This is a genomic window from Limosilactobacillus urinaemulieris (genome assembly GCF_014838745.1).
GTDB lineage: Bacteria > Bacillota > Bacilli > Lactobacillales > Lactobacillaceae > Limosilactobacillus > Limosilactobacillus urinaemulieris.
On the sequence record NZ_JABUXR010000024.1, the window covers coordinates 1 to 16,314 of the forward strand.

Consider the following 16,314-nt stretch of genomic DNA (forward strand, 5'->3'; position numbering starts at 1 on the left):
CCAAGTTAAGCGCGGTGCGGTTTGGAAGAAGAAAGATATTGTTTAGTTTTGAGAGCGCAAGCTCTTGCCCGGAAGGGTAAGTGTGGTGATGATGGCTTGAAGGATACACCTGTTCCCATGCTGAACACAGAAGTTAAGCTTCAACACGCCAAAAGTAGTTGGGGGATCGCTCCCTGCGAGGATAGGACGTTGCCACGCAACATGGAAAGACTAATTCAGCAAATTAAAGCTGAATTGGTCTTTTTATTTTGTTATACGAACCGAGTTTGGCATGGATATTAGTTTAATGATAAATTCTTGCTATAGATCGTAGTAGGCGGAACCATAAAGATAAGACGCTATGAGGGTTTTACCTTAAGTAGTTGTAGCAAACAAAATTAACACTTGAAACGACTTTATAAGTTGAAAGCCACAGAGAGTTGCTAAGCGTACGCGCACTTAAAATTATCTAGTGTTGACAAATTTGACTGCCTTAAAAACTAGTTATAACGATCATAGAAATTGGGTATTAAAAATACAGCTGATAGACGATGGAATTCTAATCTTCTTAACTGAATGCCAGATTGAAAAAAGGTATAATTATGGGAAAAGGAGGAAGGCTGAGATGAAACTTGATCAGGTTAGGGTAGCTCAATTAAGTGATCTTAAGGGAGTGGCAACATTATATAAAACGGTATGTGATCATCAACAATTAGATAAGTACGGTGCTAATTGGACCTGGGGAGAATACCCAAGCGTTGATGGCTTACGTAACTTTATTCAGCAAGCAACAGTGGTGGTTAGAATTAAGGAAGATCGAGTTGTTGCAGCTGGGGTAATGACGACTGGAGAGGAATATCCTGATGTGGACTGGCCTACTAAGGTAAGTGAACGGGAAATTGGTATCTGGCATTTAATTGCAGTTCATCCGGATTATCGGCGAACGGGGGTTTCTCGCCAGCTTTTAGATGGCCTATTTGACGAGGCAAGGCGAGAAGGAAAAAAGGTAATTCACCTTGATATCTTAGCTGATAATCTTCCTTCTGAGAAGCTTTATTCAAAAATTGGTTTTCGGATCATCAAAGAGCTAATCATTCATTATGATGATATTGGAGATCAACAAGCTAAGGTAATGGAATATCAATTATAAGATAACCGTTCTCTGACAGATATTACTGTTAGAAAACGGTTATTCTTATTTGAAAATAAATTGGTGATTTTTAATGACACTACTAGCGAATGATAAGTAATTGTTTCGATTTATTGAACAAAAGGCATTAAAATCATCTATTTACGTTGCTATAATTACCATAATTATGAATTATAAAATATGGTATTTATGATAAAAACGCGATGTATTAGTTTAATAGATGAAAATTATTTCATTACAGTTATTCGGGAGTTAAAGAAAATTTTAGGTTTTTATTGCCCTAAAGATTATAGTTATATTTATCGGATGAAAGACAGACAGAGTTACTGCTATAGCAATAAAATAGCTTCATAAACAGTAAAATTGTCTAACTGCTTACTCTTATTTTTCAACTGATTAATTTGAAGAATAAAAAATAATTGATAAATAAATTTATCGCGACTACAATGATAATAGCATCAAACGATTATTTACGGAGGAAGTTGGTATTGTGAAAAATCGGAAGAGGATAAGTGATAAAGTTCTAGTCGGAACTGTGGCCGTTACTGGTGCCACCCTTCTTGGGGCTTCTACTTTAAACGCACAAGCTGATACTGTGCAACAGACAGTTAAGAATAACGATGTAAATGTTAATCCGCAGACGCCACAACAAGCTGCTCAACAACGGGTTGATACTGCCCAACAACAGGTCAACACTCAACAACAAGTTGTTAATTCTGGTGTTCAAACGGTTAATAGTGCTCAAAATACGGTTAAAGCTGATCAATCTGCAGTTAATGCTCAACAAGCAGTTGTAAATAGTACTGCAGATGAAGCAACTTCTGCTAGTGCTGCAGTTGAGTCTGCTGTTACAAGTGCGGCTCAAAACCAGGGCAATGTTCAATCCGCTGCTAGTGCTGTCCAAGCAGCTAATAGTGCTGTTTCTGATCAGCAACAAGTGGTAAATAGCAATAGTGCGCAGGTAAATAGTGATCAAAGTGCTGTTAGCTCTGCTAAAGAATTGCAAGCAAGTGCAGAAGCGCGGTTAAGTGATTACATCGTTGCTTCACAGGCTGCAGCAACTTCTGCTTTTAACTTTGCATTAGAAAATGCTCAGAAGGCAGTTAATGATCAACAGGATGCCGTTAACGCTGCTTCACAGGCTGTTAATACAGCTCAATCAGCAGTTCAAGCTCAACAAAATGCTGTTTCAATTGCCCAACAAACAGCTTCACAAGCTGCGGCTCAAGTAGCTAAGGATGCTTCTGCGGTTGCTGATGCTCAACAACGTTTGGATGCATTGAAGAATAACGGTAGCAATGATAATGTCACCGCAACTGCTCAATTGCAATCAACAATTTCTCAATTACAAAAGCAATTGGCAAATGACAAGCAGGCAGCTCAAAATGCCCAACAGATGCTTGAATCTGCTCAACAAAATTATGATCATGCTACTGCTGCCCAAAAAGCAGCTGAAGAAAAGGTTAACCAAACTAAAGCTGCTTTAGCAAAGGCACAACAAGCAGTTACTACTGCTCAGGCTAACGCTGACGCTGCTCAACAAAAGGTGGCTACTGCTAAGGCTGATGCACTGAAAGCCTTAGAGACTTACAATAATTACAAGAATGATAACGGTGTACCAACTGTTAAGACACCAAGCGATATTGTTCAACAATATGAAAGCTACATTAACGGTAATCGTTATAATAGTCCCCAAGTTAAGTCTGATTGTGCAGAAGGGATTGCTCTGAATGGCGGAGATCCTGCTAAGGGACTGATGTCAACAGGTTGGACAAGTACTGATGGCGGTAAAACATGGACTCCGTTATTAAAGACTAGCTACCAAGCAACTACTCAGGATAAGACTGAGAAGGTTGACCCAAGAAACATGACAGCTGCTCAGCAAACCGAGATTACAAAGTTTGCTGCCCAGATTGTTAATAGTTTCCGTGATAGTTTCCAATCGACTGCTGCTGGTGCCGCTCACAGTTACGGCAAGGTTAAGGTTTCACCTTACGCAACTGAACTTGGTAACCAAGTAATTGACGGTGCTTATAACAATAGCGGTTGGAACAAGAGTAGTAACGCCACTGGTTCACCACACAACGAAAATGGCATGGTTGCTGCCGCTAACAAGGCAGGACTAAACACCGGCTTTGTGGGTGAAAACCTTTCAACCGGGTTACTACTTGATCCAGCTTCTCTTCATATTGCTGGCCTTAAGCAAAGTATGTCAATGGCTGACGTTAAGCAAAGTATCTACGCTGGAATTTTAGCGATGATCTACCAAGATGTTGAAAATGCAGCTGACGCTCCCCTTTACTATGGATTCGGTGGTCACACTGAAGCATTCCTTAATGATCCAAAGGGAATGAACGGTATTTCCTATGATGATAACGGTAACCAGTACATGACCGTTACTATTGACAAGGATGGTTGGGTTCACTACAACTTCTTTGATGATGGTCATGCTAATGAAGAAGTGAAGAATAAGCTTGCTCAAGGGGCAACAACTCCTGAAAACGTTAGTGCTGCACAAATCAACAACGCTCACAATGATTACCTTCAAAAGGAAGGTGCAGTTACCACAGCTCAAACTGCTGCAACTGCCGCCAAAAACGGGGTAACAACAGCACAAGCTAATGTTGCTACTGCCCAAACCGCAGTTAATAACGCTACTGCTGCTCAACAAAAAGCTGCTAACGAGACTCTTAACCAGAAGGCTGTTATGGAAAATGCCCAAGCAGCGGTTAACTTAGCAAACGATAAGATTAATGACTTGCAAGCTAAGTTAGCTAAGGTTCAAGCTGACTTGAATGCTATGAACGGTAGTGTTCAAGATAAGGCTCGTCAATTAGCCCAAGCTTAAACTAACTTAGCTGCTGCCCAACAGAAGTTAAGTGCTTCAAAGAAAGTTCAAGCTAGTCGGGACGCTGCAGTTAACGAAGCCAATGCTAAGCTGAACCAGTTACAACAGAACGTTCAAGCAAAACAAAACGACTTGCAACAAGCTCAAAGTGAACTGCAAAATAAGAAGAATGAGTATGCTCAATTGAATAGTCAAATTCGGTTAGCTAAGGTCTTTGGAACATCCCTTGCTGCTGTTTCACCACAAAGCAACTACGAAAAGGCAATTAGTGATGCTAAGAAGGCAGTTGCTAGTGCCCAACAAAAGTTAAGTGATGATACGCAAGTTTACAAGGCAAGTCAGGCAAAGCTTCAAGAATTAACAGCAACGGTTAGCCAACTTCAGACAATCTATGAAGCAGCTCTTTCAAATGCTAAGAAGTCTGACGCGGTTCAAAATGATGCAGCCGTTAAGAAAGCTAAGACTGCTTTAGCTGCTGCTCAGTTGAAGGTTCAAGTTGAAACTGGAAAGTTAACGCAACTTAAGGGAACCTTGGATAAGGATCAAACAACGCTTGATGTTGCTAATGGTGACTTAACTAAGGCTCAAGAAAAGCTAAACAGTCTTCAGGGCGAGTTGAAGCGTGCTCAGATTACTCTTGATGGTTTGAGTCATCCATACATTCCTTCAACCCCTGTTGCTGAAGAAACAACTTCTAAAGATGAAACTGCTACAAGTTCAAGCGCTACTAATGGCGTTAGTTCAGCTACTACCCAAACTGAAACAACCGCAACAAGCGATGACGATGCTTCAACTTCTGCAGTTGCCAACGATGCTTCAAAGAATGAAACTGAAACTCAAGAAGCAAACGTTACGACTGAAGCTAACTACGAAGAAAATGACCAACAGGTTCTTACTAGCAAGGTTCAAAACCCAGGTAGCTTGAACCGGGCCTCTGAAGAAGCATCCGTGAAGAGTGAAATTGCTGCACAAATTGCAGCTCGGAATGCTCACGCTGCTAACGACAATATGATGGCTGGCTTTGATGATCCGTACGATAATTACTACGATCTTCAACAAGAAGCTGCAAGTATTCCATCTGTTCCGCTTGAAGGGTATACTCGTCAACTTGGCGGTGGAAAGATCAACGCTAAGCTTGAGGCTGCTATTAAGAGTGGTCAAATCAAGTTGCCTTCAAGCAACACTAAGTCTGAAGCAAAGAAGCAACCAAAAGTTAACAAGGATAGCCTTACAGCCATGACGGTTGTTGCTGCAGGTGCTGCCCTTGCTACCGGTGCTTCATTAAATAAGAAGCGGAAGAACAAGGTTGCTAAGAAACTAGAAGATAATGAATAGTTAAAATTCAGGTTAAAGTAACGCAGAATAAAAAGGGAGCGTGACAGAAGTCATTTATGACTTCGTTTTCACGCCCCCGCGAGCGTAAATAGGGTTCCAGAGTTCGGTTATACCGGACACTGGAACCCATTTGCGTACCGTGCTGTTCGTATTTGAACTTGGTAAAAGTACTTATGTCACAATCCCTTCTGTGGTTCTATGGTAAGTTACTAGGAAAATAAACGAAGATTGAGGAATAAGATGACAGAGAAAATAACGATTAAAAATGCAATTTTAAATGGGTTATATGATCGAAATTATCAAGGTCACCAACAACTTACACCAAGATTGATCGGAAATCAGGATGGCACAATTTGGGAAATGCTTCGTTACGAACTAATGAATTGTAAGTCATTTACTTGGGCGGTAGCTTTTATTACCAGCGATATGTTAACACCACTCAAAGTTGTCTTGGCTGATCTGGCTCGTCACGGGATCCACGGAACACTTATTACTAGTGATTACCTTGGTTTTAATTCTCCGCAGATGTTTGCGGAACTACTTAAGATTCCTAACTTAAAGGTCATGGTTACCACAGTTACTGGCTTTCACACTAAGGGATACTTTTTCACCCATGATGACTATTCAACAGCGTTAATTGGAAGTGCAAATTTTACCCGAGCAGCATTGCTCCAAAACCATGAAACAATGTTGAAGGTAACCTCAAGCAAAAATTCGACCTTGTTTTCACAAATTACCACTGGGGTAAGTCACCTTCAAAGTGAAAGTCACCCGTTAACCAAAGAATGGATTGCAGATTACGCTAAGAACTGGCAACCACCAAAAGCAAATAACGGTCTAAAACAAAATAGCCAAAAAATTATCCCAAATCAAATGCAACGAACGGCCCTGGGTGAAATTCAAGGCTTAATTAATCGTGGTGCACACCGGGGACTCGTAATTTCGGCAACAGGAACAGGTAAAACCTACTTAGGGGCATTCGCTGTTAAGGAGAACCAGCCACAAAAATTTCTCTACGTTGTTCATCGAGAACAAGTTGCGAGAAAAGCAGTGCAGAGTTTTTCCCGGGTCATTGGTGGTCCGCAGAAGAACTTTGGCTTAATTAGCAGTCAGCATCATGACTTTTCACCACGGTATCTTTTCGCGACGGTTCAAACATTAAGTCAGAAGAAGATCCTTGAGAAACTCTCTCCCCAAATGTTTGACTTTATTCTAGTGGATGAAGCGCACCGGGCGGCGGCACCTAGTTATCAACGCTTAATGAATCATTTCAAGCCAAAGTTCTGGTTAGGGATGACGGCAACCCCTGATCGGATGGATAATCAGGATGTTTATGGGATCTTTGATTACCACATTGCTTATGAGATTCGTCTCCGTGATGCCCTGAATAACGACATGCTGGTCCCATTTCATTATGTGGGAGTCCAAGATTACGAAGCTAATGGTGAAGTGATTGATGAGACAACTAATCTAAAGCGGCTAGTAGCTAGTGAACGGGTAAAGTATGTTTTAAAGCAGTTAGAATACTATGGCTACTGTGGCCGGCAACCGCGAGGACTAGTCTTTTGTAGTCGGCAAGCGGAAGCTCATGAAATCGCAAAACAGTTCACTGCTTTAGGCCATCCGGCAATTGCATTAACAAACCAAGATAGTGATTATCAACGTCGAGAAGCTGTAAAGCGATTGGAAAATGGCGAACTCGAGTACTTGATTACGGTCGACTTATTTAACGAGGGAGTTGATATTCCGTCATTAAATCAAATTGTGATGCTGCGAAATACTGAATCACGGATTATTTTCCTTCAACAGCTAGGTCGCGGATTGCGGAAATACCCAGGAAAAGACTACGTGACTGTAGTTGATTTTATCGGTAATTATAAGCATAATTACATGATCCCGTTGGCGTTAAACGATGATTCGAGCCGGGATCAGGAACAAGCGCGGCGTGAAGTCCAGCTTCCGCAGAATATTGATATTTCTACGATTAATTTTTCACAAGTTGCTAGTGAGCGAATTCTAACCTCGTTGGAAAAGACAAAGCTCGATTCAATCGCAGAACTTCGTCGAGCATACCGTGAGTTGGAACAACGCTTGGGACGAGGACCGCTATTAATTGACTTTTTTCAATCTAATTCAGTATCGCCCGTTGTTTTTGCTCGAAATAAGCTTCTTGATAATTACGGAAGTTTTTTGGTTAAGATGGGTGAAAAGGTAAATCTAAATCAGTATGAGAACCAAGTTTTGACATTCATTACGAAGGAACTTTTAAGTGGGAAGCGGGCGCATGAATTAATCCTCCTTTCGCTGCTAAAGGATCAGGAGGTTACTAAGAAACAATTAATTAATGCTTTGGAGAAAAATAACTGCTATGTTAATGAAGCGGTTTTACGTTCCCTAACAGATATTCTTAGTTTACGGTTTTTTGATGTTAAAGCTGGAAAGCGAACGAAGAAACAACAGTATGGTGACCAGTCAATCGTTAAGGTTAACCAGGAAATTTACCGGTTGAACTCCCAAATTAAGGATTCGTTAAACCAAAATTCAGATTTTCGGCGACTCTTTGTTGATGTGGTTAAAACTGGGTTAGCTTTAAGTAAAGAATATGATCAACGCCAGCAATTTACTCTTTACCAGCAATATGATCGAAAGGACGTTTGTCGGTTATTAAACTGGCCGTTAGACGTTAGTGCTCCGATGTACGGCTATCGAGTTGCTGAAAACGAATGTCCGATCTTCATCACGTATCACAAGAAGTCCCCAAAACAACGGAATGCAATATATGATAATCAGCTTCAGGATGGTCAATCATTGCGTTGGTATACCCGCTCACCGCGTCATCTGTCTTCTGCCGAGGTACAGCGCTTGCTTGCGGGAGTTGATACAGGCCGACAAAGTGAGAAACTGCATCTTTTTGTCAAGCGGAGCGATGCTGTGGGGAAGCAATTTTACTACTTGGGAACTGCTATGATTGATCCGGCTTCGGTGAGAGAAGAACTGCTTGGAGAAAAGAAAAAAGCGGCGGTGGGGATGAACCTTGTTTTAGAGCATCCGCTACCTACCGCAATGACTAAAGTATTATTTGACTAGTGATTTTGCACTGATCTCTTTTAAACGACAAAGAGACCGAGCTAATTCTCGGTCCCTCAAAGTAAGTAAGATAGGTAGTTATCGCTACCTATTTTTTAGTTTATCATAATTGTTTTAATAAGCAAATGATTATTAGACGATCCTCATGTAATTGTTAAATTAATTATAAAACGTTTTCATTGCTGAAATATTAGTGCTAGTCAATAGAAACTAGTTGGATTAAAATAAAAGGAATTACAAGTAAAAGGTGATTAAGGTGAAAACGATAAAAATCGGGAACACAAACTGGCAGGTGTCGAATATTGCATTAGGAACGATGCGGATGGGAAATTTGGCAGTTTCTAAAGTAGTGGATGCTTTACAAGCTGCTCATGAAGTTGGGATTAACTTTATTGATTCTGCAGATATCTACGGTAATGACCCAGAGTTAGGAAGAGGTTCGTCAGAAATCCATTTCGGCGAGGCGCTGGCACAGAGTGGGTTAACCCGGGAAAACTTCTTTATTCAGTCTAAAATGGGATTGTTTGCAAACACAGATAATCAAATTACCCGATACGATTCATCTAAGGCTCATATTCTTAAGGCCGTAGACGGTATTCTTAGCCGGATGAAGGTTGATTACTTAGATTCCTTACTTATTCACCGTCCTGACCCGTTAATGGACCCTGGTGAGGTTGCTGAGGCATTTGACGAGCTTCAGACTACAGGTAAGGTTCGCCATTTTGGTGTCTCTAATTTCAATCCTCAACAAATAGAGCTATTGCAATCAGCAACGGATCAACGGCTATTGATCGATCAGCTTCAATTTGGCTTGAAGCACACGGGGATGATTGACTTTGGTCTGCATACAAATATGACGGATAATGGGTCGGTTAACCATGACGGTGGCCTTCTTGATTATTTACGATTGAAAAAAATGACTATCCAGACATGGTCACCATTTCAGTACGGGACTTTTGCGGGAACATTTATTAACAATGAGCAATTCCCAAAATTAAATGCTGAATTAGCTAAGCTAGCCGATAAATACGGCGTTAGCAAGAATGCCATTGCAGTGGCCTGGATTCTGAAACATCCAGCCCATATGCAGGTCCTGATTGGGACGATGAATCCACAACATATTCAAGATAGTGCAGCAGGAAGCGATATTACACTGACAAACCAAGAGTGGTATGACTTATACCTTGCTGCAGGAAACACTTTGCCGTAAAAGACTTATGAAAAATTACCAAACCTTTTATCGACGAATCACCAAGCCATTTGTTCAGCATCCCTGGCTAATTCACGGCCTTCGCTGGTTAAATAGGGCAATTGTGGTGGGGATGTACGTTTCATATATTCTATTATTGCTTTGGGTTGCCCTTTTTGCAGGTGGGATTAATAAACTACTTCCGTTAGTGTTTATTCCGGGAGTTGGCTTTGTTCTTCTATCGTTAATTCGGCACCGCCTTAATTACCCACGACCATATGAGGAATGGCCGATTAAACCACTGATCCCGCGAAAGGGTAGCGGAGATTCTTTACCTAGTCGTCACGTGTTTTCGGCAACCGTAATTGCAATGAGTGTGATGAGTATTTCGCGGGTGTTAGGGGTAATCCTATTGATCCTTACAGTAATTTTAGCCATAGTTCGTGTAATCGGCGGAATTCATTATCCCCGGGATGTTATTGCCGGGTTCTTCTGTGGCTTGGCGTGTGGCATTGTGCTAGTAATTTAAATTTAATAACAAAAAATGAGGCAATGAATCAACTCGTGATTCGTTACCTCATTTTCTTAATAATGAAACGTTATAAATAATTGCTTTATGCCCGGTTATTCATTATGTGGGCGCTTGTCGCAATAATCAGCCCTACAAAACTTACAGCAGCGATAACATTACTCATAATAGACATCATATTGAACAACTCCTTTTAACATAATTGTTTTTCTTCTAACGGGATTCAACAATCCCTCCACAAAGTATATTAACATGTTTTGAAGCCCGTGATGATAATAATTAGATAAGCTTTTGCTAAGCGAATTTCTTAAAAATCAGGGGAATTTATTAACAAATTCTTAGTATTTGTTAGCGCTTACATGACGACCCTCTAATTTAGCGTGATCAGCTTAATTTTTTTAATTTAAGACTGGAAAAGCTATCGTCGTAAAAGAATAAATGTTAAATTTAATTATTGATAACTAGATGGGCGGGTGAGAAAATGTCAAAACAACTGAAAGGAATTCTCCTAGCAGCTGGTGGCGCTTCGTTATGGGGTGGATCAGGAGCTGCAGCACAATACTTATTTGAACAAACGAGCATTACTACTTCATGGTTGGTGGCAGTGCGGTTACTTTTGGCAGGAATCGTCTTAACAACAGTTAGTTTATTTAAGACTCCCCAACAAGTCCGCAGAATAGTCAGCAATCGTCGCCATTTAGTTTCGTTAATTAGTTTTGCTCTCTTGGGGATGCTTAACTCACAACTGACGTATTTCTTGGCAGTAAAATATAGCAATGCGCCAACAGCAACTGTAATTCAATACCTTCAACCAGTGATTATTATCATTTGGTTAGCCATTGCCCAGCGACAGTGGCCACGACGAATTGATTGCATCTCAATTATCATTGCGTTAATTGGAACTTTCTTGTTAGTTACTGGGGGCCACCTTGGAACGTTAGCGCTAACGCCAGCCGCAATTTCCTGGGGGCTTTGGTGTGCTGTAGCCGCTGCACTATATACCTTATTACCACGACCATTACTTGCAAATTTTGATGCATTAGCGGTTTGCGGACTTGCAATGCTTTTAAGTGGACTTGGGATGTTACCAGAAATCATCATTCAGCGGTTGCCATCATTAAATCTGCTGGGGTGGATCCTGGTTGCCTATATTGTTATTTTTGGAACAATGTTTTCTTACACAATGTTCTTGCAGAGTATGCGCTATATTAGTCCAGCGGTTACGGGAATCCTTAGTGCTTTTGAGCCGCTCGTTGCAACATTCTTAGCAGTAACGCTACTCGGGACGAAATTAACGGGAGCGGCAATTATTGGATCGTTATTAATCTTGTTAACTACCGTGCTTCAATCAATCCCATCAAACTACTATCAGAGGATTTTATTTTTTACTAATCACCATAAGCCAAAAACTAAATAGTCAAAAAATGGACCTGCACATTCGGTGTTGGCGTGTTCCGATTTAATCGGTGGAACCACATAGCGAATGTTTAGGTCCAATTTACATTTCATTGTCATCTTAGGATGTCGATTAGGTTCTTGTTAGCAGCTTGGCGGGCTGGAAGAATACCGAAAATTAATCCAACCGCTGCTGATGTCCCGAACGCGAGTAAGAAAGCATTCAGCGAAATATGGGCATGAATATGGATCCCCTGGCCGCCAATTGCGTTTGATAGTAATGGTGCTAATAAATGTGCTAATCCTGCACCACCAAGAAAACCTAGTAATCCTCCCGTCACCGTTAAGATTATCGCTTCAACTAAGAATTGCATCATAATATTAAACGGTGTTGCGCCAACTGCCAAACGAATCCCAATTTCCTGGGTTCGTTCCGAAACCGAAATGTACATCATGTTCATTACCCCGATTCCGGCGATAAACAGTGAAATAGCAGCGATAAAACTAATGAAGGTAGTAATAATCTTCATTTGTGAGGAGAATTGTTTTAAGGCCTTTTCCATATCAATATATTCATAGGTTCCTTGATTCCTTGCCGGGCCGTTCTTCTTTAAATACTTAGCAACCTTGCGTGAGATGCTGCTAGCATTGACGCCTTGGCTAAAAGTCAGCTTTAGAGTGTTTCCCTGAGTAGCTCCTTCACCATGATAATATAGCGAATCTGGTACTAAGAGATCAGCACCATATGGGTTTTGATTGCCATCGCCTGTATATTGCCCCTGCGCTTTATATACTCCGATTACATTGTAGGTGACATCATTAACTGTCACTGTTGTTCCCAGAGCATTTTGGGATGTACCGTATTGTTTTTTAGCGACTTTATCGCTCATTAAAGCACTTACTTGACCTACCGCTAAATTATTTTTCGTGAAATTTTTGCCGGCAATTAAGCGAATCTGATGACTCGGCTTTTTCAGGAGACTAACACTAGTATTTTTAGTGGTATCGCCAATCTGAGCTTGTGTTGAGAGGTTATCGGTTTCACGCTCAATCTGGATATTGTTAATTTCACCACCAAATTGCGTTTTAATGTTATCGACTTCATCTTGGGTAAAGCCATAGGTATTGGAAGTGACGTTATCGGGATTAAAGCCAATTTCGGTCGTTTGCTGTCCTTGCTTAGCGTTGTTACCGAATTTATCGTACATCGTTTGGGTAATCCCATCCCCAATCCCCAGAATCGTAATCACAGCAGCAATCCCAATCATAATCCCAATAATTGTTAGAAAACTCCGCTTTTTATTCGCTCTTAAAGATTGAATTGCCGTCTTAAATAATTCAATGACCTGCACGTGATTCTCCCTCCTTACTATCACTGATTACTCGACCATCAATGATTTTAATGACCCGTTCACATTGTTCGGCAACGTGAGGATCATGAGTAACCATGATGATGGTTGTGCCCTCCTGTTGATTAAGAAATTTAAATAAGTTCATAATTTCTTGACTTGTTTCGCTATCAAGAGCACCAGTTGGCTCGTCAGCAATCAAGAATTTGGGATGCGTTGAAATTGCCCTGGCGATCGAGACCCGTTGTTGTTGACCACCGGACATATTTTTCGGTAATTGTTCTTCATAGCCTGCTAGACCTACTTGCTCAAGCACTTCAGAAACTCGGCCATTAATTTCTTTGCGGGATTTGCCTGCGTATAGTAATGGTAAAGCGACATTATCCGCTACCGTTGACTCCCGCAATAATTTAAAATTTTGAAAAACAAAGCCAACATTCTGGTTCCGTAAACTGGAAAATTGCTTCCGTGTGTAATCATGGATTGGGTGATCTTGGTAGAAATAGGTTCCCTCAAAATCATCATCTAAGAAACCAATAATGTTAATGAGGGTTGATTTACCCGACCCAGATTCACCGATAATGGCGACTAATTCGCCCTGGTCGATTTCAATATTAATATCATGCAGAACATGAAAACGGTGGCTGCCTTGTCGATAGTACTTATTAATATTCTTCAGAGTGATCATTTTAATCAACCTTTGTATTGTTCTTCAATTTGCTACTAGGATTAATCACAATTTTATCGCCTTCATCAATTCCATTCGTAACAACGTAGGAGCTATTGACAGCGTGACCACTAATCCTGGTTTTACGTACTCGTCCGTTATCATCAACGACGAATACTTTTCCGTTGCGAACAGCCTTTTTAGGAATTAAGATGCCATCCTGTTTAATTGATGCTTTAGCGGTTTGACCAGCTATGAATTCATTGGCATTAACGCTTGCGGTCACTTTATAGCGGGTATTGTTGCCGGTACCCTTTGTTGGGATTGTGGCTAGGTAATTAACCTGGGTGTTAGCTACGTGATTTGTCGCGAGTGCCTTAACCCTTAAATCTGTACTTTGGTGTAATTTATCGTAGTCGTATTCAGAAACCTGGCCGACAAATTGGAGGTTATCTGAATAGAGGGTTACTACTGGAGCATCTTCTTTAGCTTGGTCGATGGATACATATCCGGAATATGGAGCCACAAGGGTTTGGTTAACTTTCCCCGAAATATTCTTTAATTGTTGTTGCATTGCGGGACTATTGGTCTGATCTTCTGAAGAAGTGCTTTGTGACTGGTCTAGTTGATTTTGTAAATTTGCAACTTGATTCTGTAAATCATCATTATGCATCGTTAGGATTGCTTGTCCCTGAACCACATGATCGCCATTTTTAACAGCGAGACTTTGAAGCTTCCCGGAAGGCAAAGCTAGCACTTGTGTTTCTACTGGCTCGATTTTCCCGGTAAGGTTAAAGCTTGGTTGAGAAGTAACCCTCATCGTAGAAAATGAAGATTGTGACTTGTTCTTTTTAGCGGTTGAGTGTTGAATACCGATAATAATAAGAATTAGGATTACGAGAACACTAATAATCGTTACCAGTCGTCGCTGTTTGGTTGCTAATAATTTTCGCCATCGTGATTGCTTTTGGCTGGTTCGTTTTGCGGTCATTTAAGAATTCCTCCCAATTTTAGGTTGATTAGTTATGTAACTAAGTGTATAGGGTGGAAATTTAAATTGCAAGAACAATTTATAATTACGATTAAGAAGAACTTAGCCAGTAAAAAATATAAATAAAAGTAAAATCTCAAAATTTTTGTTTAAATTTGTATAGGAAACGCTTACAATGTTAACTGTGATTAAATTTCACTTAGTTGTTTACCTATTTTACTTTTTATAAGGGAGTGTTTCATTTGTTTAAGTTTTTGAAACCGTCTCCGGATGCAACCAAACTTGTGCCAAAAGATAAAATACCTAGTGTTTATCGGCGCAAGCAGACGGGGGTTATTTTAGCAACCTGTTTTACTTACCTGGCTTACTACATTATTCGGTTGATCTTTACGACCGAACAGAAGCCGGTAATGAAGGAATACGGCTTTAACATTGGCCAAATTGGGTTGATTCTTTCAACGTTTGGGATCGGTTATGGTGTTGCTAAGTTATTTATGGGAGGCTTAGCGGATAAGTCGAATACGCGGGTCTTCCTGGCATTTGGTCTTTATCTTTCTTGTATTTTTAATGCCTTCTTAGCATTTACTAAGAACTTTTATCTGATCTTATTCCTAATGCTCCTTATTTCCATTACTCAAGCAATGGGAGCACCTGCTTGTCAGCGGGAAATTTCATTATGGTTTGCTAAAAAGCACCGGGGAGTTGTCTTCGCTGTCTGGGCCTCAGCGCACAATGCCGGAGCCTTTGCCTGTGTTGCTTGTATTCAAATAGCAACGTTCCTCTTTTCTGGTTCATTACCAGCTGTCTTCTTAACCGCTTCTGTAGTTTCTGCAATTATTGCTACTATTATGTTATTGATTAATTCAGAGCGTCCGGAAGTAGCTGGTTTGCCGAACATGGCTGTTTATTCTGGTCACGTTGAACTAGATGAGAACGGTAATTCAACCGCTCAGGAATTGTCTAATAAGACTTTCTGGCAAATCCTTTACCAAGACATCTTGTGTAATAAGGTTGTTTGGGCAGTTACGTTAACTTCCATGTCAATCTACATTGTGCGTTATGGGATCATGAGTTGGATTCCAAGTTACTTGCCAACAAAGGGCTTCAGTGTTGATTGGGCTAAGTGGTTAGTCGGAATCTTTGAATTATCGGCTGTTCCAGGAGTTATTATCCTTGGTGGGATTTCTGACCTCTTGAAGGGACGGCGGTCACTAGTTTGCTTAATTTGCGTAATCTGCTTAATTATCTGTTTGATCACTTACTTCACTAGTACTAGCCATGCAGTTATCGTTGCGGTTCTCTTTATTATGGGGAGCTTGATTTATGCACCGCTTTCACTAGTTGGTTTAATGGTTAACGAAGCTGTGCCAAATTACGCGGTTGGGTTATCGACCGGGTTCATGGGCTTCTTCCAGTACGTCTTTGGTGAAACTGCCGCCACTGCTTTAATTGGTCAATTAGTTAACCGTTTTGGTTGGGGTGCATCATCAGTTACGATCTATGTTGCTGCCGGTGCCGCCTTCCTGCTTCTTGTTTACCTTGTCTTCAAGGAACGTCATATTCTGCGGATGGAAGCTAAAGTTAATGCAGCTGATCATGCTAAAGAAAACAATGGTGAAAATGCTCAAAACTAATTAATGATATGTTTTAACTAACACCGGGTCTTCTCGAAAAATGGGTATCTGTCAACTGGTATTGATGGATATCGATACCACTCACAGAAATGTGGGTGGTATTTTTTATACAAAAAGACAATCAATTCTTAAAAAGAAAAATTTTTGATTGGCAAAACCAT

Annotated in this window: 11 protein-coding genes and 1 rRNA gene; 9 read left to right on the top strand and 3 right to left on the bottom strand. The window is 40.7% G+C overall.

The window, feature by feature from the left end:
* Positions 1-81 precede the first annotated feature (81 nt).
* The 8 genes from rrf to HUK45_RS08750 all read left to right on the top strand — a co-directional run bounded on the left by rrf (position 82) and on the right by HUK45_RS08750 (position 11,534).
* Positions 82-198 (top strand): 5S ribosomal RNA (gene rrf, locus HUK45_RS08715).
* 406 nt (positions 199-604) lie between these two features.
* Positions 605-1,129: a GNAT family N-acetyltransferase gene (locus tag HUK45_RS08720; RefSeq protein ID WP_191911984.1), complete on the top strand. Its 525-nt coding sequence runs from the start codon at positions 605-607 to the stop codon at positions 1,127-1,129.
* A gap of 490 nt (positions 1,130-1,619) precedes the next feature.
* Positions 1,620-3,977, top strand: a complete 2,358-nt coding sequence (locus HUK45_RS09755; RefSeq protein ID WP_191911985.1) for an SEC10/PgrA surface exclusion domain-containing protein — start codon at positions 1,620-1,622, stop codon at positions 3,975-3,977.
* Positions 3,978-4,160: 183 nt separating this feature from the next.
* Entirely contained in the window at positions 4,161-5,312 is a 1,152-nt protein-coding gene (locus tag HUK45_RS08730; protein ID WP_191911986.1) for a hypothetical protein, read from the top strand.
* Between the two features lie 240 nt (positions 5,313-5,552).
* A complete protein-coding gene (locus HUK45_RS08735) occupies positions 5,553-8,399 on the top strand; it encodes a DEAD/DEAH box helicase (protein WP_191911987.1) in 2,847 nt (948 codons plus the stop codon).
* A 256-nt stretch (positions 8,400-8,655) separates the two neighbouring features.
* Positions 8,656-9,609 carry an aldo/keto reductase gene (locus tag HUK45_RS08740; RefSeq protein ID WP_191911988.1) on the top strand — a complete coding sequence of 318 codons (954 nt, stop codon included), beginning with the start codon at positions 8,656-8,658 and terminating at the stop codon, positions 9,607-9,609.
* A gap of 7 nt (positions 9,610-9,616) precedes the next feature.
* Complete coding sequence (locus HUK45_RS08745; protein ID WP_191911989.1) at positions 9,617-10,117, top strand: phosphatase PAP2 family protein; 501 nt, start codon at positions 9,617-9,619, stop codon at positions 10,115-10,117.
* A gap of 481 nt (positions 10,118-10,598) precedes the next feature.
* Positions 10,599-11,534: a DMT family transporter gene (locus HUK45_RS08750; protein WP_191911990.1), complete on the top strand. Its 936-nt coding sequence runs from the start codon at positions 10,599-10,601 to the stop codon at positions 11,532-11,534.
* A gap of 94 nt (positions 11,535-11,628) precedes the next feature.
* Here the strand turns inward: HUK45_RS08750 and HUK45_RS08755 are convergent, their stop codons facing one another.
* From HUK45_RS08755 to HUK45_RS08765, 3 genes are read right to left on the bottom strand one after another with little or no spacing between them, the layout of a single operon-like run.
* On the bottom strand, positions 11,629-12,864 hold the full coding sequence (locus HUK45_RS08755) for an ABC transporter permease (protein WP_191911991.1): 1,236 nt from the start codon (positions 12,862-12,864) through the stop codon (positions 11,629-11,631).
* Complete coding sequence (locus HUK45_RS08760; protein WP_191911992.1) at positions 12,851-13,549, bottom strand: ABC transporter ATP-binding protein; 699 nt, start codon at positions 13,547-13,549, stop codon at positions 12,851-12,853. The genes HUK45_RS08755 and HUK45_RS08760 overlap by 14 nt, the downstream gene beginning before the upstream one ends.
* A 1-nt stretch (position 13,550) precedes the next feature.
* A complete protein-coding gene (locus HUK45_RS08765; RefSeq protein ID WP_191911993.1) occupies positions 13,551-14,519 on the bottom strand; it encodes an efflux RND transporter periplasmic adaptor subunit in 969 nt (322 codons plus the stop codon).
* A gap of 242 nt (positions 14,520-14,761) precedes the next feature.
* On the opposite strand from HUK45_RS08765, the gene HUK45_RS08770 reads away from it, so the two are divergent.
* Positions 14,762-16,153: an MFS transporter gene (locus HUK45_RS08770; RefSeq protein WP_191911994.1), complete on the top strand. Its 1,392-nt coding sequence runs from the start codon at positions 14,762-14,764 to the stop codon at positions 16,151-16,153.
* Positions 16,154-16,314 lie beyond the last annotated feature (161 nt).

Coding starts and splice junctions, on each gene's coding strand:
- HUK45_RS08720 (WP_191911984.1), top strand. CDS start 605: ATGAAACTTGATCAGGTTAGGGTAGCTCAATTAAGTGATCTTAAGGGA.
- HUK45_RS08735 (WP_191911987.1), top strand. CDS start 5,553: ATGACAGAGAAAATAACGATTAAAAATGCAATTTTAAATGGGTTATAT.
- HUK45_RS08745 (WP_191911989.1), top strand. CDS start 9,617: ATGAAAAATTACCAAACCTTTTATCGACGAATCACCAAGCCATTTGTT.
- HUK45_RS08750 (WP_191911990.1), top strand. CDS start 10,599: ATGTCAAAACAACTGAAAGGAATTCTCCTAGCAGCTGGTGGCGCTTCG.
- HUK45_RS08760 (WP_191911992.1), bottom strand. CDS start 13,549: ATGATCACTCTGAAGAATATTAATAAGTACTATCGACAAGGCAGCCAC.
- HUK45_RS08765 (WP_191911993.1), bottom strand. CDS start 14,519: ATGACCGCAAAACGAACCAGCCAAAAGCAATCACGATGGCGAAAATTA.